General features: G+C 63.2%; 21 protein-coding genes. 17 read left to right on the forward strand and 4 right to left on the reverse strand.

Annotation, left to right across the window (positions count from 1 at the left end; translation table 11 throughout):
- The first annotated feature begins 1 nt into the window (after nt 1).
- Genes murG through murB form a run of 3 tightly spaced genes read left to right on the forward strand, consistent with a single transcriptional unit; the run spans nt 2 to nt 3,509 of the window.
- A complete protein-coding gene (gene murG, locus AC6CIG_RS05995; RefSeq protein WP_018095455.1) occupies nt 2–1,126 on the forward strand; it encodes an undecaprenyldiphospho-muramoylpentapeptide beta-N-acetylglucosaminyltransferase in 1,125 nt (374 codons plus the stop codon).
- A complete protein-coding gene (murC, locus tag AC6CIG_RS06000) occupies nt 1,123–2,538 on the forward strand; it encodes a UDP-N-acetylmuramate--L-alanine ligase (protein WP_018095454.1) in 1,416 nt (471 codons plus the stop codon). The genes murG and murC overlap by 4 nt, the downstream gene beginning before the upstream one ends.
- The gene (gene murB / locus AC6CIG_RS06005) at nt 2,535–3,509 is read left to right on the forward strand and encodes a UDP-N-acetylmuramate dehydrogenase (RefSeq protein WP_018095453.1); all 975 of its coding nucleotides are present in this window, start codon (nt 2,535–2,537) and stop codon (nt 3,507–3,509) included. The genes murC and murB overlap by 4 nt, the downstream gene beginning before the upstream one ends.
- A gap of 72 nt (nt 3,510–3,581) precedes the next feature.
- Here murB and AC6CIG_RS06010 read toward each other — a convergent pair whose 3' ends face one another.
- The gene (locus tag AC6CIG_RS06010) at nt 3,582–4,892 is read right to left on the reverse strand and encodes an MFS transporter (RefSeq protein ID WP_498322520.1); all 1,311 of its coding nucleotides are present in this window, start codon (nt 4,890–4,892) and stop codon (nt 3,582–3,584) included.
- Nucleotides 4,893–5,293: 401 nt separating this feature from the next.
- Between AC6CIG_RS06010 and aqpZ the strand changes: the two genes are divergently transcribed.
- Entirely contained in the window at nt 5,294–5,980 is a 687-nt protein-coding gene (aqpZ, locus tag AC6CIG_RS06015; protein ID WP_127712411.1) for an aquaporin Z, read from the forward strand.
- 112 nt (nt 5,981–6,092) lie between these two features.
- On the opposite strand, the gene AC6CIG_RS06020 is transcribed toward aqpZ, so the two are convergent.
- Nucleotides 6,093–6,305, reverse strand: a complete 213-nt coding sequence (locus AC6CIG_RS06020; protein WP_498322522.1) for a hypothetical protein — start codon at nt 6,303–6,305, stop codon at nt 6,093–6,095.
- On the opposite strand from AC6CIG_RS06020, the gene AC6CIG_RS06025 reads away from it, so the two are divergent.
- The 8 genes from AC6CIG_RS06025 (at nt 6,291) to ligA (ending at nt 17,810) form a co-directional block, all read left to right on the forward strand.
- Entirely contained in the window at nt 6,291–7,217 is a 927-nt protein-coding gene (locus tag AC6CIG_RS06025) for a D-alanine--D-alanine ligase (RefSeq protein ID WP_018095450.1), read from the forward strand. The two genes, AC6CIG_RS06020 and AC6CIG_RS06025, sit on opposite strands and share 15 nt — an antisense overlap.
- Nucleotides 7,205–8,134: a cell division protein FtsQ gene (gene ftsQ / locus AC6CIG_RS06030; RefSeq protein ID WP_018095449.1), complete on the forward strand. Its 930-nt coding sequence runs from the start codon at nt 7,205–7,207 to the stop codon at nt 8,132–8,134. Before AC6CIG_RS06025 ends, ftsQ begins: the two co-directional genes overlap by 13 nt.
- Nucleotides 8,131–9,459 carry a cell division protein FtsA gene (gene ftsA / locus AC6CIG_RS06035; RefSeq protein WP_018095448.1) on the forward strand — a complete coding sequence of 443 codons (1,329 nt, stop codon included), beginning with the start codon at nt 8,131–8,133 and terminating at the stop codon, nt 9,457–9,459. Before ftsQ ends, ftsA begins: the two co-directional genes overlap by 4 nt.
- A gap of 94 nt (nt 9,460–9,553) precedes the next feature.
- Nucleotides 9,554–11,335, forward strand: a complete 1,782-nt coding sequence (gene ftsZ / locus AC6CIG_RS06040) for a cell division protein FtsZ (protein ID WP_127712410.1) — start codon at nt 9,554–9,556, stop codon at nt 11,333–11,335.
- Between the two features lie 426 nt (nt 11,336–11,761).
- Entirely contained in the window at nt 11,762–12,715 is a 954-nt protein-coding gene (gene lpxC / locus AC6CIG_RS06045) for a UDP-3-O-acyl-N-acetylglucosamine deacetylase (RefSeq protein ID WP_127712409.1), read from the forward strand.
- A 266-nt stretch (nt 12,716–12,981) separates the two neighbouring features.
- On the forward strand, nt 12,982–13,848 hold the full coding sequence (locus AC6CIG_RS06050; protein WP_018095445.1) for an outer membrane protein assembly factor BamD: 867 nt from the start codon (nt 12,982–12,984) through the stop codon (nt 13,846–13,848).
- 36 nt (nt 13,849–13,884) lie between these two features.
- Complete coding sequence (recN, locus tag AC6CIG_RS06055; RefSeq protein ID WP_127712408.1) at nt 13,885–15,558, forward strand: DNA repair protein RecN; 1,674 nt, start codon at nt 13,885–13,887, stop codon at nt 15,556–15,558.
- Nucleotides 15,559–15,656: 98 nt separating this feature from the next.
- The gene (gene ligA, locus AC6CIG_RS06060; protein ID WP_127712407.1) at nt 15,657–17,810 is read left to right on the forward strand and encodes an NAD-dependent DNA ligase LigA; all 2,154 of its coding nucleotides are present in this window, start codon (nt 15,657–15,659) and stop codon (nt 17,808–17,810) included.
- Nucleotides 17,811–17,945: 135 nt separating this feature from the next.
- Here ligA and AC6CIG_RS06065 read toward each other — a convergent pair whose 3' ends face one another.
- Complete coding sequence (locus tag AC6CIG_RS06065; RefSeq protein ID WP_026168647.1) at nt 17,946–18,350, reverse strand: VOC family protein; 405 nt, start codon at nt 18,348–18,350, stop codon at nt 17,946–17,948.
- A 347-nt stretch (nt 18,351–18,697) separates the two neighbouring features.
- On the opposite strand from AC6CIG_RS06065, the gene panC reads away from it, so the two are divergent.
- The 5 genes from panC (at nt 18,698) to AC6CIG_RS06090 (ending at nt 22,000) form a co-directional block, all read left to right on the forward strand.
- Nucleotides 18,698–19,573 (forward strand): pantoate--beta-alanine ligase, encoded by an 876-nt coding sequence (gene panC / locus AC6CIG_RS06070; RefSeq protein WP_127712406.1) that lies wholly within the window; start codon nt 18,698–18,700, stop codon nt 19,571–19,573.
- 2 nt (nt 19,574–19,575) lie between these two features.
- Nucleotides 19,576–20,397: a 3-methyl-2-oxobutanoate hydroxymethyltransferase gene (panB, locus tag AC6CIG_RS06075; protein ID WP_018095440.1), complete on the forward strand. Its 822-nt coding sequence runs from the start codon at nt 19,576–19,578 to the stop codon at nt 20,395–20,397.
- Between the two features lie 218 nt (nt 20,398–20,615).
- Nucleotides 20,616–21,332, forward strand: coding sequence for an AzlC family ABC transporter permease (locus AC6CIG_RS06080; RefSeq protein ID WP_018095439.1), 717 nt, complete (start codon nt 20,616–20,618; stop codon nt 21,330–21,332).
- Between the two features lie 3 nt (nt 21,333–21,335).
- The gene (locus tag AC6CIG_RS06085; protein WP_127712405.1) at nt 21,336–21,644 is read left to right on the forward strand and encodes an AzlD family protein; all 309 of its coding nucleotides are present in this window, start codon (nt 21,336–21,338) and stop codon (nt 21,642–21,644) included.
- Between the two features lie 116 nt (nt 21,645–21,760).
- Nucleotides 21,761–22,000 (forward strand): PA2433 domain-containing protein, encoded by a 240-nt coding sequence (locus AC6CIG_RS06090; RefSeq protein ID WP_018095437.1) that lies wholly within the window; start codon nt 21,761–21,763, stop codon nt 21,998–22,000.
- A 372-nt stretch (nt 22,001–22,372) separates the two neighbouring features.
- On the opposite strand, the gene AC6CIG_RS06095 is transcribed toward AC6CIG_RS06090, so the two are convergent.
- Nucleotides 22,373–24,208, reverse strand: a complete 1,836-nt coding sequence (locus AC6CIG_RS06095) for an aminopeptidase P family protein (protein ID WP_127711967.1) — start codon at nt 24,206–24,208, stop codon at nt 22,373–22,375.
- Between the last annotated feature and the right edge of the window lie 345 nt (nt 24,209–24,553).

Here is a 24,553-nt window from a genome sequence, read left to right on the forward strand (position 1 = left end):
CATGGATAAAGGCATCATTCTTCTTGCCGCCGGCGGGACCGGCGGGCACCTCTTTCCAGCCGAGGCGCTGGCGCATGAGCTGAAAGCGACAGGCTATTCCGTGCATCTGGTGACGGACAGCCGTGCCGAACGCTTCACGGGGAAGTTCCCGGCCGACGAGATTCATGTCGTGCCGTCGGCGACGATCGGTTCGAAGAACCCGATGAAACTCGCCCGGTCGGTGTGGAAGCTCTGGACGGGCCTGAGGGCGGCACGGCGACTGATTGCCAGGCTTAGGCCCAGGGCCGTCGTCGGCTTCGGCGGCTACCCGACGGTGCCGCCGCTGCTTGCGGCCACGGGCATGGGCATTCCGTCGATCATCCACGAACAGAACGCGGTGATGGGCCGCGCCAACAAAATGCTCGCATCACGGGTCAAGGCCGTCGCCGGCGGCTTTCTCCCGGAAGGCGCCGGAGCCTTCGCGGCGAAGACCGTGGCGACCGGAAACCCTGTGCGTCCGGCGGTGCTGAAGGCTGCCGGGCTTCCTTATGCGCCGGCTGCCGGCGATGCGCCCTTTCATCTCGTGGTCTTCGGCGGCAGCCAGGGCGCGCAATTCTTCTCGAAAACGGTGCCGCAGGCGGTCTGCCGGCTCGACGACGCGCTGCGCCAACGGCTGAAGGTGACGCAGCAGGCCCGGCCCGAGGACCGCGAAGGCGTCATCGCGGTCTACGAGAAGCTCGGCGTTCCCGCTGAGGTATCTCCCTTCTTCACCGACATGGCCGGTCGGATCGCTTCGGCGCAGCTCGTTATCTGCCGCTCGGGCGCGTCCACCGTTTCGGAAATCTCGGTCATCGGACGCCCGGCGATTCTGGTGCCGTATCCCTACGCTCTCGACCACGACCAGGCAGCCAATGCCGCGGCACTCGCCGCGAAAGGGGGGGCGCGCGTGATCGCGCAGGTGGAGCTCAGCGCCGAGCGGCTCGCCGGCATCCTTACGGATGCGATGAGCAACCCGGATGCGCTGGCGCAGATGGCGGCCGGCGCCCGCCAGACCGGCAAGCCGGATGCCGCGCGCTTGCTTGCCTTGCTGGTAGAGGCTATTGCCAGCGGCTCGACAGTCGCGAAGTTCAAGGAAACACGCTCATGAAGATGCCGAAGACGATCGGGCTCGTACATTTCATTGGTATCGGCGGCATCGGCATGAGCGGTATTGCCGAGGTCCTGCACAATCTCGGCCATCGCGTCCAGGGTTCCGACCAAGCCGACAGCGCCAATGTGCAGCGTCTGCGGGAAAAGGGCATCAGCGTCTCCATCGGGCACAAAGCGGAAAATCTCGGCGATGCCGAGGTGGTCGTCGTCTCGACGGCGATCAAGAAGGACAACCCCGAGCTCATCGCTGCGCGCGAGAAATTCCTGCCGGTCGTGCGGCGTGCCGAGATGCTTGCCGAGCTGATGCGCTTCCGCAATGCAATTGCGATCGGCGGGACCCATGGAAAGACGACGACGACCTCGATGGTCGCCGCCCTGCTCGATGCGGGCGGCCTCGATCCGACCGTGATCAACGGCGGCATCATCAACGCCTACGGCACCAATGCGCGCATGGGCGCCGGCGAATGGATGGTGGTCGAAGCAGACGAATCCGACGGCACGTTCCTGAAGCTGCCGGCCGACATCGCGGTCGTCACCAATATCGATCCCGAACATCTCGACCACTACGGCAATTTCGACGCCGTCCGTGCGGCCTTCCGGCAGTTCGTCGAGAACGTGCCCTTTTACGGTTTTGGCGTGCTGTGTCTCGACCACCCGGAGGTCCAGTCCATGGTCGGCAAGATCGAGGACCGGAAGGTCGTCACCTACGGCGAGAACCCCCAGGCCGACGTGCGCTTCCACAATATCCGCATGGACGGTGCGACCTCCATCTTCGATATCGAGATCCGCCGCCGCCGCACGGGCCAGGTGATCGCGATCAAGGACCTCAGGCTGCCGATGCCCGGACGCCATAATGTCTCCAACGCCACGGCTGCCGTGGCGGTCGCACAGCGGCTCGGCATCAAGCCCGAGGACATTGCGAGAGGTCTTGCCACCTTCGGCGGCGTGAAACGCCGCTTTACTCTGACGGGAGAGTGGAACGGCGCGCGCATCTTCGACGATTACGGCCACCATCCGGTCGAGATCAGGGCGGTCCTGAGGGCGGCGCGCGAGGCGTGCCAGGGGCGCATCGTCGCGGTCCACCAGCCGCATCGCTACTCGCGCCTGTCGAGCCTCTTCGAAGACTTCACATCCTGCTTCAACGACGCCGATACGATCCTGCTCGCTCCGGTCTATGCGGCCGGCGAGGAAGCCATAGAGGGCGTCAGCTCGGAAGCGCTCGTCGACCGCATCAAGGCTGCCGGCCATCGCGATGCCCGCCACATCCCCGGACAGGAGGCATTGGCGCCCGTTATCGCGAAGATTGCACAGCCGGGCGATTTTGTGGTTCTCTTGGGAGCTGGCAGCATTACCTATTGGGCCGCGGCCTTGCCCAAGCAGCTCGCGGAAATTTCAGGAAATCGAGCATGAAACAGGTCAACGGTCAGAAACTTCTCGATTCGCTCGGAAACGGCGTCGCTGCAATCCGCGGACGTCTCACGCCCGATGCCCCGATGGACCGCGTTACCTGGTTTCGTGCGGGCGGTCTCGCCGAGCTCATGTTCCAGCCGCACGACACCGACGACCTCGTCGCCTTCCTGAAGCTGGTGCCCGAAGAGGTGCCGGTGATGGTCGTCGGCGTGGGCTCCAACCTGCTCGTGCGCGACGGCGGTATTCCGGGTGTCGTCATCCGGCTTTCGGCGAAGGGCTTCGGCGATCTCGAACTCGCCGGTGAAAACCGCATCAAGGCGGGCGCGATCTGCCCGGACAAGAACATCGCCGCCATGGCACTCGACCATGGTATCGGCGGCTTCTACTTCTATTACGGCATTCCCGGTTCGATCGGCGGGGCACTCCGCATGAACGCCGGCGCCAATAGCGGCGAAACCAGCGAACGCGTCGTCGAGGTCCATGCCGTCGACCGCAAGGGCAACAGGCATGTCCTGAGCAAAGCCGAGATGGGCTACGGCTACCGCCATTCCGGCGCGGCCAAGGAGCTGATCTTCACGCATGCGATCTTCGAGGGCTATGCGGAAGACAAGACCAAGATCCGCACCGACATGGACGCCGTGCGCCAGCATCGCGAAACGGTGCAGCCGATCCGCGAGAAGACCGGCGGATCCACGTTCAAGAACCCGGACGGCCATTCGGCCTGGAAGCTGATCGACGAGGCCGGCTGCCGCGGGATGATGATCGGCAATGCCCAGATGTCGCCGCTTCACTGCAATTTCATGATCAATACCGGACAGGCGACCGGCTACGAGCTCGAATATCTCGGCGAGACCGTGCGCCAGCGGGTGATGGAGCATTCCGGCGTCAAGCTGGAATGGGAAATCAAGCGGGTCGGCAATTTCATGCCGGGCTATGAAATCAGGGAATTCCTCGGCCGCGCCACGGCCTGATCCGAAATCGGGACCAAGAAAAAGGCCGCGGCGGATATCCGACGCGGCCCTTTTTCAGGATTATTCCATCTCTCAGCCCGAGACCTCTTCCTCGTTCGAAAGAAGCAGGCAGACGAGCGTGATCGATGCCGCCGCCAGCAGATAGTAGCCGACATGGCCGAGGCTGTAATTGGTCGCGAGCCAGGTGGCGATATAGGGCGCCAGCGACGCGCCGAAGATGCCGGCGAGGTTGAAGGTCATCGAGGCGCCGGTATAGCGCACCGCCGTCGGGAAGGGAGCCGCCAGCGCCGCGCCGATCGGCCCGTAGGTGAGGCCCATCAGGCCGAGGCCGACGATCGAGAATACGAAGGCCCCGCCGAGACCGGATGACAGAAGCGGCGCCATGAAGAGGCCGAAAACGCCGATGCCGATCGTCGTCAGCACCAGCACGAGGCGCCGGCCGAAGCGGTCCGAAAGTATGCCGGAGACCGGGATCATCAGGCCGAAGAAGACGACGCCCGTCATCTGTACGAGCAGGAACTGTTCGCGCGAATAGCCGAGCTTGGTCGTGCCCCAGGAGAGCGAGAAGACGGTCATCAGATAGAACAGGACGAAGGTCGCGAGCGCCACGAAAGTGCCGAGTACGAGGCTTCGCTTGTGCGAGCGGAAGATCGCCGCGACCGGCACCTCGACACGCTCGTGCTTGTCGATCGCCTTCTGGAATTCCGGCGTTTCGGTGATCTTCAGGCGGACATAGAGGCCGACGATCACGAGCAGCACGCTGGCGATGAAGGGAACGCGCCAGCCCCAGGCGAAAAAGGCCTCTTCGCTCATGACTTCGCCGAGGATGAGGAAGGTTCCTGCCGACAGGATGAAGCCGATCGGCGCGCCCAGCTGCGGGAACATGGCGTACCAGCTCCGCTTGCCTTCGGGCGCATTCTCGGTGGCGAGCAACACCGCGCCGCCCCATTCGCCGCCGAGGCCGAGGCCCTGACCGAAACGGCAAAGGGCAAGCAGCAGCGGTGCCACGACGCCGATCGTCGCATAGGTGGGCAACAGGCCGATGATGACCGTGGAAATGCCCATGGTCATCAGCGCGGCGACGAGCGTCGCCTTCCGGCCGATCCTGTCGCCGAAGTGACCGAAGATCACGGCGCCGAGCGGGCGGGCGAAGAAGGCGATCGAAAAGGTGGCGAGGGACTGCAGCATTGCCGAGGTCGGATCGGCTGCAGGGAAGAAAAGGTGCGGGAAGATGATTACCGCTGCGGTCGCATAGACATAGAAGTCGAAGAATTCGATCGTGGTGCCGACCAGGCTGGCGAACAGCACCCGGGCAGGGGAGTTCACGGCCTGCCGATGGAACGCACCATCCTGCGGCGACAGCGAGGTTGTCGCGTCTGTCATTGGTTCGTTCCTGTGGCAATTCGCGGGAAAGCGAGTAACTCTCTCCCGCCGGAATTGCGTGGTTTCAGAGGGTTAGATCAGTTCGCTGTCCCATGGACGCAAAAAAATGATCTGGCGGTTATGCCGTCTTGGGAGGCGGGCGGCCGGTTCTTAGCGCAAGTTTTCACATCGAGAAAGTCCGATTTCGTAAGAAATACGAACTAAATGCGCTTGCCGGCGCAGCAATATTCCACCGGCGCATCGCCCCGCCTTGCCCGAGCAGTCGACATGCCCACCTACATGAATTCATGGGCTTCCCGTAATGCGGGCATTGACAGAAAATACATCTTCCGCTTGACGAGAATCGAATACTGGAGAACTCTCGTCGGCGAAGCGTTTTGCTTCGATTTGGGGGAATATTCATGTTCAGAAAGCTCTCTGCGGAATTTCTCGGTACTTTCTGGCTCGTTCTCGGCGGGTGCGGCAGCGCCGTACTTGCCGCTGCCTTCCCGGAGGTCGGCATCGGCCTGCTCGGGGTCTCCTTTGCCTTCGGCCTTACGGTGCTGACCATGGCCTATGCGGTCGGCGGAATTTCCGGCGGCCATTTCAATCCGGCGGTATCGGTCGGACTTGCCGTTGCCGGCAGAATGCCGCCGGCGAGCCTCGTCGGTTACATCATCGCGCAGGTCGCCGGCGCGATCGCCGCGGCTGCCGTGCTCTACGTGATCGCCAGCGGCAAGGCCGATTTTCAGCTTGGCGGTTTTGCCGCCAATGGTTACGGCGAACATTCTCCGGGGGGCTACTCGTTGACGGCGGCTCTCGTCACCGAGGTCGTCATGACCGCCTTTTTCCTGCTCATCATTCTTGGCTCGACGCATGGCCGCGTGCCTGTGGGCTTCGCGCCCATCGCCATCGGCCTTGGGCTGACCTTGATTCACCTCGTCTCGATCCCGGTCACCAACACCTCCGTAAATCCGGCCCGATCGACCGGACAGGCGCTGTTCGTCGGCGACTGGGCCATTTCCCAGCTCTGGCTCTTCTGGGTCGCACCGCTGATCGGTGCAGGCGTTGCCGGGATCGTATGGAAAATCGTCGGCGACGATAGCTAGATCGGGAAAGATAGCGCCACGTAAGACCATGTAGAGCCCGCCTGCACACGCAGGCGGGCTCTGCCTTTCCTAAGATTATTTCCCTTGCAAGCCACAGAAAGCTCTGATTCAGCTAGGAAATCTTGTCTCTGATTGATTCTTGGGGGGTTTCGCCGGAGCGCGTTTCGCGGCGAGAGTTAACCAAAGTAAACACTTCATTAACCATAATGTCGTTGTAGTGGTTCCACGCGACGGTCACGCGAATCGAGGCTTCGAAATCAGCCAGGTGCAAGCAAGCTTCGCGATAGTGGCGTATTGTTTGGGGGTTTGAATGAGCAGCAAGCATGTTGCTGTCCTGTTGGGCGGATTTTCCTCGGAGAGGCCGGTGAGCCTGTCTTCGGGGACGGCTTGCGCGGATGCGCTGGAGGCGGAAGGCTATCGCGTCACGCGGGTCGATGTCGGTCGCGACGTCGCAGCGGTTCTTCAGGAATTGCGCCCGGATGTCGTCTTCAATGCGCTTCATGGACCGTTCGGCGAGGACGGGACGATCCAGGGCATTCTCGAATATCTCGAGATCCCCTATACCCATTCGGGCGTCCTGGCCTCGGCGCTGGCCATGGATAAAGACCAGGCAAAGCATGTCGCCAAGGCTGCCGGCATCCCGGTTGCCGAGGCGCTGGTCATGGACCGGCGTAGCTTCGGCAATCAGCATCCGATGAAGCCGCCCTATGTGGTGAAGCCGGTCCGCGAGGGGTCGAGCTTCGGGGTGGTGATCGTCAAGGAGGATCAGTCGCATCCGCCTCAGTTGATCACCTCAAGCGAGTGGCGGTACGGCGACCGCGTCATGGTCGAGCGCTATATTGCCGGACGCGAATTCACCTGCGGTGTCATGGGCGATGTCGCCCTCGGCGTCACTGAAATCATCCCGCAGGGGCACGCCTTCTACGATTACGACTCGAAATACGTAAAAGGTGGTTCGAAGCACGTCATACCTGCACAGATTTCACCAAATATTTACCAAAAAATACAAACACTGGCGTTGAAGGCGCATGAGGCGATCGGTTGCCGCGGCGTCAGCCGGTCCGACTTTCGTTTCGACGATCGTGGGGATGGTGAGGGCGAGTTGATCTGGCTCGAGATCAATACCCAACCCGGCATGACCCCAACGTCCCTGGTGCCCGAGATGGCGCAGCATGCGGGCCTTCAGTTCGGTGAATTTCTCAGGTGGATGGTGGAGGACGCGTCGTGCTTGCGCTGAGGGGCAGAAGGGGCAAGAGGGTTCGTTACCCGGCCGGCGCTGTCGCCGAGGCGGATGAAGCGTTCGTCCTGCCGCGGCCGCTGCGCAAGGGCGTGCGCTTTCTGATCAGCCTTGGCGCCGGTCGAATCCGCTTCCCGAATCATACCGGAACAGTTTCCGCCGCAGCTTTCATGGTGGCCACGGGCCTTTACGGCATGTCGCTCGGCGGCCACACGCAGAGCTTCGCGCAGGTCTCGACGACTGCCGCCGGCTTCGCGATCGAGGACGTCCGCGTCTCCGGCAATGCGCAGACCTCCGAGATCGACATTCTCCAGCAGCTCGGCCTGGACGGCACGACCTCACTGGTGGCGCTCGATATCGAGGAGGCGCGTCGGCTGATCGGCGAACTGCCCTGGGTGGAGACCGTCACGGTGCGCAAGATCTATCCGGGTACGATCGAGGTCGTTCTCAAGGAGCGCGAAGCCTTCGGTATCTGGCAGCACGGATCGGATCTCTCCCTGATAGAGCGCAGCGGCAGCGTCATCGCGCCGCTCAGGGACAACAAGTTCGCCAGCCTGCCGCTTTTCGTGGGCCGCGACGCGGAGACGGCGGCGGCCGCGTTCTACGATGAATTTTCCCGCTGGCCGGAGTTCCGCTCCCGCGTCAAGGCCTTCGTGCGCGTGGCCGGGCGACGCTGGGATCTGCGGCTCAACAACGGCGTCGTCGTGAAGCTTCCGGAAAAGGATGTTGCCCGCGCGATGAGCGTGCTCGCCGGTATGCAAGACACGCATCAGCTGCTGGAGCGCGACATCGCCGCCGTCGACCTCAGGCTCGAAGACCGCACGACCGTACAGCTGACGCCGGAAGCCGTGAAGCGCCGGGAAGTCGCACTCAAGGCGAGGGAGAAAATGCTGAAAGCCCAGGAGAAGCGGATATGAGTTTGTTCGGATCCGCCAATTTCGGCCTTCCGCGTCTGAAACCTTTGCCCTCGAAGCGGTCGCATGTCGTGTCGGTGCTCGATATCGGCTCGACCAAGGTGGTATGCATGATCGGCCGCCTGACGCCGCGTGCCGAGAGCCAGATCCTGCCCGGGCGCACGCACAGCATCGAGGTCATCGGCATCGGGCACCAGAAGTCGCGGGGCGTCAAGAATGGCGTCATCGCCGATCTCGACGCGGTCGAAAGTGTCGTCCGGCTTGCGGTCGATGCAGCCGAGCGCATGGCGGGACTAACCATCGACAGCCTCATCGTGAATGTTTCCGCCGGCCGCCTGCAGAGCGACGTCTATACCGCGACGATCGATCTCGGCGGGCAGGAGGTCGAGGCGAACGATCTGAAGAAGGTACTCGCTGCCGCGGGTCACCAGTCGCTGCGCACCGATCGTGCCATCCTGCACTCTCTGCCGACCGGCTTCTCGCTCGACGGCGAGCGCGGCATCCGCGACCCGCTGGCGATGTTCGGTGACGTTCTCGGCGTCGACATGCATGTGCTGACGGCGGAGCGGCCCGCACTGAAGAACCTCGAACTCTGCGTCAATCGCGCTCACCTCTCGGTCGAGGGCATGGTCGCGACGCCCTATGCCAGCGGCCTTGCGGCACTCGTGGATGACGAGGTCGAGCTCGGATGTGCGGCCATCGACATGGGCGGCGGTACGACGACGATCTCGGTTTTCGCCGAAGGCAAGCTCGTCCATGCGGACGCCGTCGGGCTTGGCGGCCACCACGTCACGACCGATCTTGCGCGCGGCCTGTCCACCCGCATCGAGGATGCCGAGCGCCTGAAGGTCGTGCACGGTTCGGCGCTTCCGAACAGCGTGGACGAGCGCGATATCATTTCGGTTCCGCCGATCGGCGAAGACGACCGCGATCAGCCGACGCACGTGCCGCGCGCTCTGGTTTCGCGCATCGTTCGCGCTCGCATCGAAGAGACGCTGGAACTCATACGCGACCGCATCCAGCGGTCCGGTTTCAGCCCGATCGTCGGCAAGCGGATCGTATTGACGGGGGGAGCCAGCCAGTTGACCGGCCTGCCGGAAGCGGCGCGGCGCATTCTCGCACGCAATGTCCGCATCGGCCGCCCGCTCGGCGTATCCGGACTGCCGGCCGCTGCCAAGGGCCCGGCCTTCTCCACGGCCGTCGGGCTGATGATCTACCCGCAGGTCGCCGACCTCGAGACGCATGCCGCCGGCAGCGGCATGTTCTCCACCCTCGGTGGCAACAGCCGTTTCGCCCGGATGGGGCAATGGCTGAAAGAAAGTTTCTAGACCGCTCGGCATATCGCCGAACGGGACAGGTGTTCGAGTTTGAAGGAATTGGCCGGCTCGGCAAGGCGGCCAGGGAAAGAGAAGGAACAGGACTATGGCCATCAACTTGCAGAAGCCGGACATTACCGAGCTGAAGCCGCGTATCACGGTCTTCGGCGTCGGCGGCGGCGGCGGCAACGCCGTCAACAACATGATCACCGCCGGGCTCCAGGGCGTCGATTTCGTCGTCGCCAACACGGATGCCCAGGCACTCACCATGACCAAGGCCGAGCGGATCATCCAGATGGGTGTCGCCGTCACCGAAGGTCTTGGTGCCGGCTCGCAGCCGGAAGTCGGCCGTGCGGCCGCTGAAGAATGCATCGACGAGATCATCGATCACCTGCAGGGCACGCATATGTGCTTCGTCACCGCCGGCATGGGCGGCGGCACCGGCACGGGCGCTGCTCCGATCGTCGCCCAGGCTGCCCGCAACAAGGGTATCCTCACCGTCGGCGTCGTCACCAAGCCGTTCCATTTCGAAGGCGGACGCCGCATGCGGATCGCCGACCAGGGTATTTCCGACCTTCAGAAGTCGGTCGACACCCTGATCGTCATCCCGAACCAGAACCTCTTCCGCATCGCCAATGACAAGACGACCTTCGCGGACGCCTTCGCCATGGCCGATCAGGTTCTTTATTCCGGCGTCGCCTGCATCACCGACCTCATGGTCAAGGAAGGCCTCATCAACCTCGACTTCGCCGACGTCCGTTCGGTGATGCGCGAAATGGGCCGCGCCATGATGGGCACGGGCGAAGCCTCCGGCGAAGGCCGCGCAATGGCCGCTGCGGAAGCTGCGATCGCCAACCCGCTGCTCGACGAAACCTCGATGAAGGGCGCTCAAGGCCTGCTCATCTCCATCACCGGTGGCCGCGACCTCACGCTCTTCGAGGTGGATGAGGCTGCGACGCGTATCCGCGAGGAGGTCGATCCGGACGCCAACATCATTCTCGGTGCGACCTTCGACGAGGAGCTCGAAGGCCTCATTCGGGTTTCGGTCGTCGCGACCGGCATCGACCGCACGGCCGCGGAGGTGGCCGGCCGCTCCGCCGACTTTCGTCCGGTAGCGCCGAAGCCGATCGTCCGCCCGTCCGCCGCCGTTCCGGCCCAGCCGCAGCCGACTGTTTCGCTGCAGCCCGCGCCGCAGCCGCAGCCGGTGCAGCAGCCGCTCCAGCAGCAGCAGAATGTCGACCACATCGCGCTCGCCATTCGCGAAGCCGAAATGGAGCGCGAACTCGACATCGCTGCGCGCACCCAGGTCGCCGCACCGCAGACGCAGCCGCAGCCGCAGCCGCAACTGCAGGAAGAGACCTTCCGTCCGCAGAGCAAGCTTTTCGCAGGCGTCGCTCCGGCGGAGGCCGCACCGGTCATGCGGCCGGCGCAGCCGGCACCGCGCCCGGTCGAGATGCAGGCGCCCGTTCAGCCGCAGATGCAGGCACAGCCGGTCCGGCAGGAGCCCACCCCGGTCGTGCGGCAGCAGGCCGAGCCGGTACGCATGCCGAAGGTCGAGGACTTTCCGCCGGTCGTGAAGGCGGAAATGGATCACCGGACGCAGCCGGCGCCTGTGCATCAGGAGGAACGCGGACCGATGGGACTCCTGAACCGGATCACGAGCTCGCTCGGGCTGCGTGAACGGGAAGCGACGAATGTCTCATCCGACATGACCGCCGCCGCACCAAGCGCCGCCTCGCAACAGCGCCGGCCGCTTTCGCCGGAAGCCAGCCTCTATGCGCCGCGTCGCGGCCAGCTCGACGAACACGGTCGCGCTGCGCCTCAGATGCGGTCGCATGAAGACGATCAGCTCGAAATTCCGGCGTTCCTGCGCCGCCAGTCGAGCTGATACCTACGGCGCCGTGCGTCCGATCGGACGCGCAACGTCGCCGTGGTACTTTCAGTCGCCGCAGTTTTTCCTGAGCCGACTCCGGTTCAGGGAAACATGCGGAGACTGTTCCTTCACCTTGCCGATGCCCGGGCGCCAGCCCGGGCATTTTTCGATTTCCCTCGCGAAATCAGACACTTGTCATTTGCATTGCGCGCATATGAATTGCGTAACAAACCGAAACGAACAGTGATTTGGAATGGTGTCTCCAAACTCTTATTTTCATCATCGGAATTGGGGACGCATACGATTCGATCGGGCGCTGTTAGTTCGAAGACGAGATTTCCGCCGACTGGCGCGGGATCCCGGTACTTCGTCTTGTGTCTTGAGCAACGTGGCACCCTCTAGGATTTTGGCCGAAGGCCGCCTTGATTGAAAGTGACGAGAATGGGAATCGAACTGCTCGGGTTTCAGACGACGATTGCAAACCCGATAACCCTCAAGGGAATTGGCGTTCACTCCGGTGCGGAAGTCGAGATCACCTTCCAGCCGGCCGATGCCGACGCCGGGATCGTGTTCCAGCGTGTGCTTGCCGGCGGCCGGGTGAGCGAATTCCGGGCCGTCTCGTCGCAGGTCGGCAACACCGATCTCTGCACCGTCCTTGGCCTCTCGCCGGCGACCTCGATCGCCACGATCGAGCATGTCATGGCGGCGGTCTACGCGCTCGGCCTCGACAACCTGTCGATCGAGGTGCATGGCGCCGAAATGCCGATCATGGATGGCAGCTCCGCTCCCTTTATCGAGGCGATCGAGCAGGCAGGTATTCAATCGCTTGCCGAGAAGCGCCGCTATATCCGCATCCTAAAGCCGGTGCGCATCGAATCGGGCGCTTCCTGGTCGGAATTCACGCCCTATGACGGCATGCGCTTCGAAGTCGAGATCGATTTCGATTGCCCGCTGATCGGCCGTCAGGCATGGAAGGGCGACATGACGCCTTCCGTTTTCAAGCGGGAGCTGTCGCGGGCGCGTACTTTCGGCTTCATGCGCGATGTGGAGCGCCTTTGGGCAGGCGGTTTCGCGCTCGGCTCGTCACTCGAAAACTCCGTGGTAATCTCGGACGACAACGCGGTCATCAATGTGGAGGGACTGCGGTATACGGACGAGTTCGTCCGCCACAAGACCCTCGACGCCGTAGGCGATCTTTCGCTGGCGGGCGCTCCCTTCCTCGGCCGCTACCGCTCCTATCGCGGGGGGCACCGGATGAATGCCAATGCCCTCAAGGCATTGCTCAGCGATCCGACCGCCTATGAGGTGGTGGAAACGGCAACGCCGCGCCAGCGCACCCGTTCGCGGGACATGGTGGCGGTTGCCGCACCGGGCTTCGCGCCCTGGTCCGCCTGAGGGCACAGGACATTCTTCTCCAGTCGCCGGCCGAAAGGCCGGCATTTTTATGATGATTCGATAGTTTTCCCCGAGTAACGCGTGTTCTTCGGCACCGATTTTCACGGTGCCAGAGGCGCTTTACACATCTGAAAAGGGGTGCAGCGTTGCAGGGCGCCACAAATTTGCATGAATTGCCGATCATGACGTTGCGGTCTTGAGGTAACTTGCTCTAAAACGCGCAAGTCTGGCGCGATGCTAGGCGCTGAGTGAAACGGGAATATCCGATGGTTCTTGCAGTTTCTGTCGACATAAGAAGATCAGCGCGCGTCGCCGCGGTCGTTCTTGCGGCTATCGCCGGCTCCAGTCTGATCACGGCCTGCCAGAACGATCCGGACATCGACATCACCAAACTCACGGCCGAGACCGATCCGCCGGACGTGCTCTACAACCAGGGCCTCGCAAACCTGAACGCCGGCAAGACGACGGAAGCGGCGCGGAAGTTCGAGGCGATCGACAAGCAGCATCCGTTCTCCGAATATGCCCGCAAAGCGCTGGTCATGAATGCATTCGTTTCCTATCGCAACGGCCAGTATCAGGACGCGATCAACTCGACCAACCGTTATCTGAACCTTTATCCGCAGTCGGAAGACGCGGCCTACGCGCAATATATACAGGGCCTTGCCTATACGAAGCAGATTCCGTCGGTGACGCAGGATCAAAGACCTGCGGCGAAGGCGATCGAGGCGATGCAGGTCGTCGTCGACAAGTATCCGGACTCCGAATATGTCGACGATGCGCAGGCAAAGATCCGCTTTGCACGCGACCAGCTCGCCGGCAAGGAGATGCAGGTCGGCCGCTATTATCTCGAGCGCAAGGAATACCTTGCGGCGATTTCACGCTTCCGCACCGTCGTCGAGCGATATCCGACCACCAATCAGGTCGAGGAAGCGCTAGCCCGTCTCGTCGAAGCCTATTATGCGATGGGCGTGACTGGGGAAGCCCAGACGGCGGCAGCGGTTCTCGGGCATAACTACCCCGACAGCCAATGGTATGCCGACTCCTACAAGCTGCTGCAATCCGGCGGGCTTGAGCCGCGCGAAACCGGCACGTCCTGGATCGCGCGCGCGGGAAAGAACCTCATCGGCGCGTGATTTTCCCGGCGCCCGACAACGAAGATATGAAACCGGATGCTCGCCCAGCTCGCGATCCGCGATATCGTCCTGATCGAACGGCTTGACCTCAGCTTCGATGCCGGGCTTTCGGTGCTGACCGGCGAAACCGGGGCGGGCAAATCCATCCTTCTCGACAGTCTGTCGCTCGCGCTGGGCGGCCGCGGCGACGGTTCGCTCGTGCGTCACGGCGAGGACAGGGGGCAGGTTACCGCTGTCTTCGACGTTCCCGCCGGCCATGCGGCGCGGCTCTTCCTGCGCGAGAACGGCATCGACGACGACGGCGATCTGATCTTCCGCCGTGTGCAATCGGCCGACGGCCGCACCAAGGCGTTCATCAACGACCAGCCGGTGAGCGTCCAGCTGATGCGGCAGGTCGGCCAGACGCTCGTTGAAATTCACGGCCAGCACGACGATCGGGCGCTTGTCGACACCGACGCGCACCGCACGCTGCTCGACGCTTTCGGCGGCACGACCGAAGCTGCGGAAGACGTCGCGACCTTCTATCGCGGCTGGAAGGATGCCGAGCGCTGTCTGAAGAAACACCGCGAGAAGGTGGAGGCAGCAGCCCGCGAGGCGGACTATCTGCGTTCCTCCGTCGAGGAACTCGAGACGCTTTCGCCACGCGACGGCGAAGAGGAGGAACTCGCCGAGAGCCGAGCCCGCATGATGAAGGTCGAGCGCATTGCCGGGGACATCAGCGAGGCATCCGAGTTTCTGAACGGCAACGCCTCGCCGGTACCGCTCATCGCGTCGCTCGTCCGGCGGCTCGAACGCAAGAGCCATGAGGCACCCGGCCTGCTCGAAGAGACGGTCGAGCTTCTGGACGGGGCGCTGAACCAGCTTGCGGATGCCCAGATGGCGGTCGAGCGCGCGCTCCGCAACACGGAATTCGATCCGAAGGAACTCGAGCGCGTCGAGGAGCGGCTTTTTGCTCTGCGGGCCGCGAGCCGCAAATATTCGGTTCCGGTCACCGAACTGCCGGCACTTGCCGCGCGGATGATCGCAGATCTTGCCGATCTCGACGCCGGCGAGGAGAAGCTGAAGCATCTGGAAATACAGGTCGCCGAGGCCAGGGCGGCCTTCGACGTTGCGGCCCGCTCGCTTTCCGAGAAGCGCCACAATACGGCTGCTGCGCTTTCGGCCGCCGTCATGGAAGAATTGCCTGCGCTGAAGCTCGAACGCGCCCGCTTCATGGTGGAGGTGACGAGCGACCCGGGATCGCCGACGGCCGACGGGATCGATGCGGTCGAATTCCACGTTCAGACCAATCCCGGCACCAGGCCGGGGCCGATCATGAAGGTCGCTTCGGGTGGCGAGCTCTCGCGCTTCCTGCTCGCGCTGAAAGTGGCGCTCGCCGACCGCGGTTCGGCGCCGACGCTCGTCTTCGACGAGATCGATACCGGCGTCGGCGGCGCCGTGGCGGATGCGATCGGCCAGCGCTTGAAGCGACTTTCGAAAACCGTGCAGGTGCTTTCCGTCACCCATGCGCCGCAGGTTGCCGCGCGTGCGGCGACGCATCTCCTGATTTCGAAGGGGCCCTCCGCGGAAAAGACCGAGATGATCGCCACCCGCGTCGCCCGCATGGACGAAGCGGCACGCACGGAAGAGATCGCCCGCATGCTCGCCGGCGCCTCGATTACCGAGGAGGCGAGGGCTGCGGCTGCGCGATTGCTCGCCGGCAACGGTTGAATAGCCCCCCACTTATCTTCGCGTCGGTTACCCTCAAATCGATTCCGATTTTAAGAATCATGCAGTAAAAGCGACTCCAAAGTTCTGGAGCCGCATCCATGCTGAATCAAAGAAAACCCGTCGAACAATTGAACGAAGCGGAAGCTGTCGAGGAACTCGCCTTCCTGGCGGCGGAGCTTGCCCGCCACGACGTACTCTATCACGGCAAGGATGCTCCGGAGATTTCGGATGCGGACTACGACGGGCTGAAGCGGCGGAACGATCTCATCGAAGAGCGCTTTCCGGCACTTGTCCGCGAGGACAGCCCCTCGCGGAAGGTCGGTGCCGCGCCCTCGCTCACCTTCGCGCCCGTCGCCCATGCGCGGCCGATGCTGTCGCTCGACAATACCTTCTCGGACGAGGACGCCCGCGCATTCGTCGCCGGCGTCTACCGCTTCCTCGGCCAGCTCCCGGACGGCTCGATCGCCTTCACGGCCGAGCCGAAGATCGACGGGCTATCCATGTCGCTGCGCTACGAAAACCGGCGGCTCGTCACGGCTGCGACCCGCGGCGACGGCACGACCGGAGAAAACGTCACGGCCAACGTTCGTACCATCGGCATGATCCCGCAGACGCTTCCCGCCGACGCGCCTGACGTCGTCGAGATCCGCGGCGAGATCTACATGGCGAAATCGGACTTCGCCGCGCTCAATGCCGAAATGGCGGCGCAGGGCAGGCCGCTCTACGTCAACCCGCGCAATACGGCGTCGGGTTCGCTCCGTCAGCTGGACGCGAAGGTGACGGCGAACCGCAAGCTGCGCTTTTTCGCTTATGCCTGGGGCGAGATGTCGGCGATGCCTGCGGATACGCAGCTCGGCATGGTGGAGACCTTCAAGGCCTGGGGATTCCCGGTCAATCCGCTGATGCAGCGCTTCTTCTCCGCCGACGCGCTCCTGGAGCACTATCACCATATCGAGCGGGAGCGTCCGGACCTCGACTACGACATCGACGGCGTCGTCTACAAGGTCGACCGGCTCGCTCTGCAGGCCAGGCTCGGCTTCCGCTCGCGCAGTCCGCGCTGGGCAACGGCGCACAAGTTTCCGGCCGAACAGGCGTTCACGCGTCTGAAGGGCATCGACATTCAGGTCGGCCGTACCGGCGCCCTGACGCCCGTCGCGCGGCTGGAGCCGATCACGGTCGGGGGCGTCGTCGTCACTAACGCGACGCTGCACAACGAGGATTATATCCGGGGCGTCGGCAACACCGGCGAGCCGATCCGCGATGGGCGCGACGTTCGTATCGGCGACATGGTGATCGTCCAGCGGGCAGGGGACGTGATCCCTCAGATCGTCGACGTGGTGATGGACGAGCGGCCGGAAGGCGCCGAGCCCTACAGGTTTCCGACGACGTGCCCCATCTGCGGCAGCCATGCGGTGCGCGACATCAACGAAAAGACCGGCAAGATGGATGCCGTGCGCCGCTGCACGGGCGGTTTCGTCTGCCGTGCGCAGGCGGTCGAGCATCTGAAGCATTTCGTCTCGCGCAATGCCTTCGACATCGAAGGCCTCGGCTCCAAGCAGATCGAGTTCTTCTTCGAAAGCGAGGACGAGAATCTGAGGATCCGCACCGCCCCCGAGATCTTCACGCTCGAGCGCCGCCAGGAGCAATCGCTCAACAAGCTCGAGAACATCGATGGATTCGGCAAGGTAAGCGTCCGCAAGCTGTACGAGGCGATCAATGCCCGCCGCTCGATAGCGCTTCATCGCCTGATCTATGCGCTTGGCATCCGCCATGTGGGCGAGACCACCGCCAAGCTGCTTGCGCGCTCCTATGGCAGCTACGAGCATTTCGGGGCGGCCATGACCGAGGCGGCAGGCTTTTCGGGAGATGCCTGGAACGAGCTGAACAGCATCGACGGCATTGGCGAGGTGGTCGCTCGCGCCATTGTCGAGTTCTACAAGGAGCCGCGCAACCTGAAGGTCGTTTCCGAGCTGCTGCGCGAAGTTACTCCCGAAAACGCGGCATCGCCCGTGGCGACCGACAGCCCCGTCGCCGGCAAGACGGTCGTCTTCACGGGATCGCTGGAGAAGATGACGCGCGAGGAGGCGAAGGCGAAGGCGGAGAGTCTCGGCGCCAAGGTGGCGGGATCGGTATCGAAGAAGACCGACATCGTCGTTGCCGGCCCGGGCGCAGGCTCGAAGCTCGACAAGGCCCGCGAACTCGGCGTCCAGACGATGGACGAGGACGAGTGGCTGGCGTTGATCGGCGGGTAGCGTGTTTTGTTTCTCCCGCAAGCGGGGCGAAGGGGATTCGCGGCGCCCCTCCCAGTCCCTTCTCCCCATGGACGGGGGGAGAAGGTGCCGGCAGGCGGATGAGAGCGATGCCGCGCGACCCGTTGGTTTAGATCGTCACGCCTGCTGCTCAGCCGACATGTCCATCCACATGAACTCCCAGACGTGGCCGTCCAGGTCCTGGAAGCTGATGCCGTACATGAAGCCGTAGTCGATCGCCGGCTTCCATGGCTTGCCGCCCGCGGCAATAGCCTTGTCGAACATGTCGTCGCATTCGGCACGGCTTCCGGCGGAGAGCGCGGTGATGACCTCGGTGCCCTTCGCCGTGTCGCTGATCTCGCCGACGATGAAGCTACGGAACTTCGGCTCGGTCAGAAGCATGGCGAAGATATTGTCGTCGATGACCATGCAGGCGGCGGTCTCGTCGGAAAACTGCTCGTTGAATGTAAAGCCCAAAGCGGAGAAGAAGGACCGCGAGGCTTTCAGATCCTTGACCGGCAGGTTGACGAAAATCATGCGCATGGGGTGCTCCTCGTTAAATTGGTTTCGCTTCGATGAGCCAAGGACGAAGACATGTGCCGCACGCCGACAGGTCTCGTTGAATTTTTCGACCCCCTCGTAGTCGACCACGGTCTGAGACGCCGATCAGGTGCGGCGCTTCGAGTTTGAGCCCATTTCCGTTTGTGTTTTTGCGCTGCACAAGATAGATCTTGCAGCCAAAATTTGTGCAATTGCCTTTTCGCGGGGCTGGCGCCCGCAGCCGCGCGTCTTATCGGACGCGCAACTGTCGCTGTAGCATCTTGACGATGCAGGAGCCATATCGGCGAAGCGGGGCGTATCTAACGTCCCGGCGGATTGGAGGGTCCGAAATGAGAACCATCAGCACCATCGCCGAACTGCGAGAGGCCCTTGCCGAGCATCGGCGCGCGGGCAGGTCCATCGGACTGGTCCCCACCATGGGCTATCTCCATGTCGGCCATATGGAACTCGTGCGCCGCGCCCGCGTCGAGAACGACGTGGTCGTTGCCAGCATATTCGTCAATCCGCTGCAGTTCGGCGCGAACGAGGATCTTGGCAAATACCCGCGCGACCTCGCCCGTGATCAGGCGCTGCTGACCGATGGCGGCGTCGATTTCCTTTTTGCACCCGGCGTTTCCGACATGTATCCGCGGCCGATGGAAACGGTGGTCGACGTGCCGAAGCTCGGCTCCGAGCTCGAAGGCGCGGTGAGGCCCGGCCATTTCGCAGGCGTTGCGACCGTCGTCACCAAGCTCTTCAATATCGTCCAGCCGGACCGCGCCTATTTCGGCGAGAAGGATTTCCAGCAGCTCCAGATCATCCGGCGCATGGTCGAGGATCTGGCGCAGCCAGTTACGGTCATCGGCGTACCGACGGTGCGCGAGGAGGACGGGCTCGCCTGTTCGTCGCGCAACGTCTATCTGACGGCACAAGAGCGGCGTGCAGCCGCGATCGTGCCGAAGGCGCTGGACGAGGCCGAGCGGCTGATCGCAAGCGGCGTCACCGAACCGGCCGAAATCGAGAAGGGTGTCTTGGAGTTTCTCGCCGGCGAACCCCTGGCGCGGCCCGAAGTGGTGGCGCTGCGCGACCCGGAAACGCTTGAGCCTATCGGCGAGATCGGAGAAAAGCCGGTCCTGCTCCTGCTCTTCGTCCGCTTCGGCACCACGAAGCTGCTCGACAACCGCGTCATAGCCCCGAAATCCGCCCGTTTTGCAAAGGTAGCCTGAGAATGAGCGTCCAGACCACGAAACGGCGGCTCAGCCCCGCCAGCATCGAAGCCCTGAAGGGTGAGCGCCCGATCGTCAGCCTGACGGCCTATACGACGCCGATCGCACGTCTTCTCGATCCTCATGTGGATTTCCTCCTCGTCGGCGATTCGCTCGGCATGGTTCTCTACGGCCTCGATACGACCGTCGGCGTCACGCTCGACATGATGATTGCGCATGGCCAGGCGGTCATGCGCGGTTCGGAGCGCTGTTGTGTCGTCGTCGACCTGCCTTTCGGCGCCTATCAGGAATCCAAGGAACAGGCCTTCCGCAGCGCCGCGCGCATCCTGAAGGAAACGGGCTGCAGCGCAGTGAAGCTCGAGGGCGGGGCCGAGATGGCCGAGACGGTCGAATTTCTTGTCAGCCGTGGCATTCCGGTGCTCGGCCATGTGGGCTTGATGCCGCAGCTCGTCAACACGACGGGCGGCTACCGCTCGGTCGGGCGCAACGAGAAGGAAGTGGCCAAGATCCGCCGCGACGCCAAGGCGATCGACGATGCCGGCGCTTTCGCCATCGTGGTCGAGGGAACGGTGGAGCCGGTCGCCCGCGAGATCACCGCCACGCTGCGCGCGCCGACCATCGGCATCGGCGCTTCGCCGGCCTGCGACGGCCAGATCCTGGTATCGGATGACATGCTGGGTCTTTTCAACGATTTCAAGCCGCGCTTCGTCAAGCACTTCGCCGAACTGGCACCGACGATCTCAAAGGCGGCGGAGGCCTATGCCAACGAGGTGAAGGCGCGCACTTTTCCAGGCATAGAGCACACGTTTCAGGTAAAGCGCTGACGTGTCGGGGCGGGCGCGTTCCTTGCGTCCGCCTTCTTATGGTTTGGCCGGCCGAGCACCTGGTCTTGCGTGCGCTTGGAATGACGCGCGTCCAACCATCAGAAAATTCAATCGCCGCATCAGAGTAATTGAATTGTCGCGATGTGCGGCAGCGCCTATCTGTCCGGCAGGCAATCTGCCGGCATGCTCGTTACGAGCGGCCCCCGCGGGAGAATTTCATGAGCAGAGGCGATTTCCGGGAAGGGCTTCGCGGCGGCTTTCCGATCATGCTGGCGGCATCGCCCTTCGGCGCGCTTTTCGGCGCGCTTGCGGTGGATAACGGTTTTTCGATTGCCGATGCGGTATTCATGAGCGCCACCGTCTATGCGGGTGCAAGCCAGATGGTCGGCATCGAACTCTTCGGAAGCAACGTGCAGCCCTGGCTCGTGGTGCTCTCGGTTTTTGCGGTCAACTTCCGCCACGTGCTCTATTCCGCTTCTCTCGCCAAGCACATCCGCCATTTCAGCTTCGCTCAAAAGCTGATCGCCTTCTTTCTGCTCGTGGATCCGCAATATGCAGAGACCGAGCAGCGCGGCGAGCGCGGATTGCCGGTCACCTTCGCCTGGTATGCGGGCTTCGGCGTCGTGATCTATGTTCCGTGGATCATCAATACGCTGATCGGTGCGATTTTCGGGCAGTTGATCGGCGATCCCAAAGCGATCGGTCTCGACGTGCTCCTCCCGATCTACTTTCTGGGGCTGGTGATGAGCTTCCGCACACGCGACCGTTTTCTGCCGATCGTGGCCGTGAGCGCCGTCGCCTCGGTGGCGGCGATGCATTTCGTCGGCTCCCCCTGGCATGTCAGCATCGGCGCGCTTGCCGGCATCGTGCTCGCGGCCTGCATGCCGCCGAAGCGACCGGCGATCGAAGCCCACGCCGTGGAAAAGGAGGCCTGATCCTTGGACGCGCAACACCTCGATCTGCTCTATCTCATCGTTGCGGCCGCAGTCGCCACTTATGTCACGCGCTTCGGTGGCTACGTGCTCATCACTCAGCTGAAGTACATTCCCCCGCGGATCGAATCTGCGCTGAACGCAGTCCCCGCGGCTGTACTGACGACGCTGGTGGCGCCCGCCTTCGTCTATGGTGGCATCGACGTCGCCGCAGCGATGCTCGTCGCCTTCGTCATCGGGCTGCGCTTATCGACGCTTCGGATGCTGCTCGTCGGTTGGATCGCGGTCATGGCGATCCGGCACCTGATCATGTAGGTTCCCGCCCGCCTGAGCACGGGTCCGGCCGCTCGGATTGGCGCCAGACCGGTTCTGGACTATCATCCTCTCGTTGCCGGGGAGGCAGCCGCCCCCCGGCCCACGGAGGAGCGACCATGATTACCAGAATTTCCGTTGCGCTGTTTCTCGCGCTTGCGCCTGTCCCCGCTTTTGCGAATCAGTGCCCCGCCATGATGCAGGCCATCGATGCGGCCATGCCCAACGCATCGTTGTCCGAGGCCGACATGGCCAAGGTGAAACAGTTGCGCCAGCAGGGCGAAGACTTGCACAAGGCCGGCGACCATGCGGGTTCGGAAGCAGCGCTCGGCCAAGCCAAGACTATGCTCGGCATCTGACTGGGAACGCGCCGTGATTTGGCATTCAGACGATTGTGGGATGAACGCCTGTTGAGATTCGGGCTACCTGCCGCGGCTTTTTTGATCTCGTCATCCCTGTGCTCGTCGCGCCGCAGGCGCGGCGCGGCCTTCATTTCTGTGACAAGCACATGTGAGGGAGGAGGAGAGATTGCAGTCCTCCGAACAGTTTCCTGCAGCGACCTTTGCGCGTCTTATGAGACGCTCCAAGGCTGCGATCCAGTAAAATTCGCGGGTTACGCGAAAGCGTCGCCGCAAATATAACCATGCTGTTGGTTGAGAAATCGACCCTCCCAACGGAGGCCCGGCGGTACCCCAGCCCCAGCCCACACCGCCGGGCCGCCCGGTTCCGGCCTACCGCGCGATTGCTTCCGTAGCACTGGCCAGCCAGTCTCTCGTCTCCGCGTCCGACAGCAGCGGCATCAGCTTTTCCCGCGTTTCCGCGTGGTAGGCATTCAGCCAGTCGAGCTCGTCGTCGGTCAGCAGGGCGGGAAGGACGAGCCGGCGATCGATCGGGCAGAAGGTCAGCGTGTCGAAGCCGAGCATCGGCTGGTCGCCGCCATCGATCTCCTCCGGCTGGCGGACGACGACGAGATTCTCGATGCGGATGCCGAAGGCACCGGGGCGATAGTAACCGGGTTCGTTGGACAGGATCATGCCCGGCAGCAATTCCTGCGTGGCAAGCCGGGCAATGCGCTGCGGTCCTTCGTGGACCGAGAGATAGGAGCCGACACCGTGGCCGGTCCCATGCGCATAATCGGCGCCCGCCTTCCACAGTGCGATCCGGGCGAGCGGATCGAGATCGACGCCGCGTGACCCCTTCGGGAAGCGCGCCGTGCTGATTGCGATCATGCCCTTGAGCACGAGCGTGAAGAATCGCTTCTGTTCTTCCGGCACCGCGCCGATCGCGACCGTGCGGGTGATGTCGGTCGTGCCGTTGATGTATTGCGCGCCGGAGTCGATCAGGAACATGGTACCCGCCTCGATCCGCCGGTCGGTTTCGTTCGTGACCCGGTAATGCATGATTGCGGCATGCGAACCGGCGCCGGCGATCGTGTCGAAAGAAACGTCCTTCAGCGGGTTCTGCATGCGCTCGCCGACGGCCGCGCGCATTGCCTCCAATTGCCTGGTTGCGCCGATTTCGGTGACGCTGCCGGGCTCCCTCGCGTCCAGCCAGGCGAGGAACTCGACCATCGCCGCACCATCCTGCAGGTGCGCCCGGGTCGATCCGGCGATCTCGGCTGCATTCTTGCAGGCGCGTGGCAGGCGGGCGGGATCGACCGCCTCGACCACCGAACCTTCCTTCCTGCGAATCAGCTCGCCGATCGCAAAGGGGGCGAGATCCGGATCGATCATGATGGCTGCGCCGGTCGAGGCGAGGGCGGCGAGCCGATCGTCGAAGGTAGCAGGCGCCATTATATCGGCGAGCTGCGTCAGGTAGGCCTCCTGCTCGATGCCGGTCTTGCGTTTGTCGAGGAAAAGCTCGGCGCTGCCGTCCGCATGGACGATGGCGCGTGCCAGCGGGTGCGGCGTGTGCGGCACGTCGCTGCCACGGATGTTGAAGGTCCAGGCGACGGAGGAGGGATCGGTAAGTATGACGGCCGCGGCCTTCGCCTTTGACACGCCCGCCGCGATCTCCGCTATCTTGTCTCTTGCCAATTGTCCCGCATGCTCGAGCGGCTGGATCGTCACAGGGCCGAGCGGCGCTGCGGGACGGTCGGTCCAGAGCCGGTCGAGCGGATTGTGGTCGAGGAGGACGACACTGCCGCCGACCGCCGTCAGCGCCTTTTCGAGCCGGCGAACTTCCGCCGCGGTGTGCAGCCAAGGATCGATGCCGAGGCGGAAGTCCTTGGGTCCATGGCGCTCCAGCCAGACATGCGGCGGTTCGCCGATGAGATCGCCGCCGGTGAAGACGCTGCCGTCCACCTGCTCCTTGAGCTGGGTTACATAACGGCCGTCGACGAAGACGATCGCCTCGCGCTGCGTCACGAGCGCTACACCGGCCGAACCGGTAAAGCCCGTCAGCCACGACAGCCGCTCGGAACTGCGGGGCACATACTCCCCTTGAAATTCGTCGGCACGCGGCACGAGGAAGCCATCGACGCCCAGGGTTGCGAGGGCGGCACGCAGGGCGGTGGTTCTCTCCTTGCCGAACTGGGGCGTGGAGGTGACTTCGAAGGATTGGAACATGGACTTTCCCGGTAAGCTTGGCGGAGAACCGCAGGTGAGACGAGCATGTTAATGCATCTCTTCCAAAAGTGTGCAGCGGTTTTGGGGTAACGACCCCCATAAAATAACAACTTAAGATCCGCTCCCGCACGGGGAGGCGAAATTCACGTGAACGTCCCCGCACCTCGGGCAGCGCGGGCGGCATTGCTCATTTGTAATACATATGCACGCGGCGCATGGCACCCATGCCCGAATGTGGCTTTCTCTATCGGAATTATAGGTTATAAGCCGCCTCAACGAACACGGACGAACGTCCGCCGGTTCAAAAGACTGCAGTTCCGAGAATAGTTGGTCATCTGTTCTCCT

It is taken from the genome of Sinorhizobium sp. GQ132 (genome assembly GCF_059758575.1).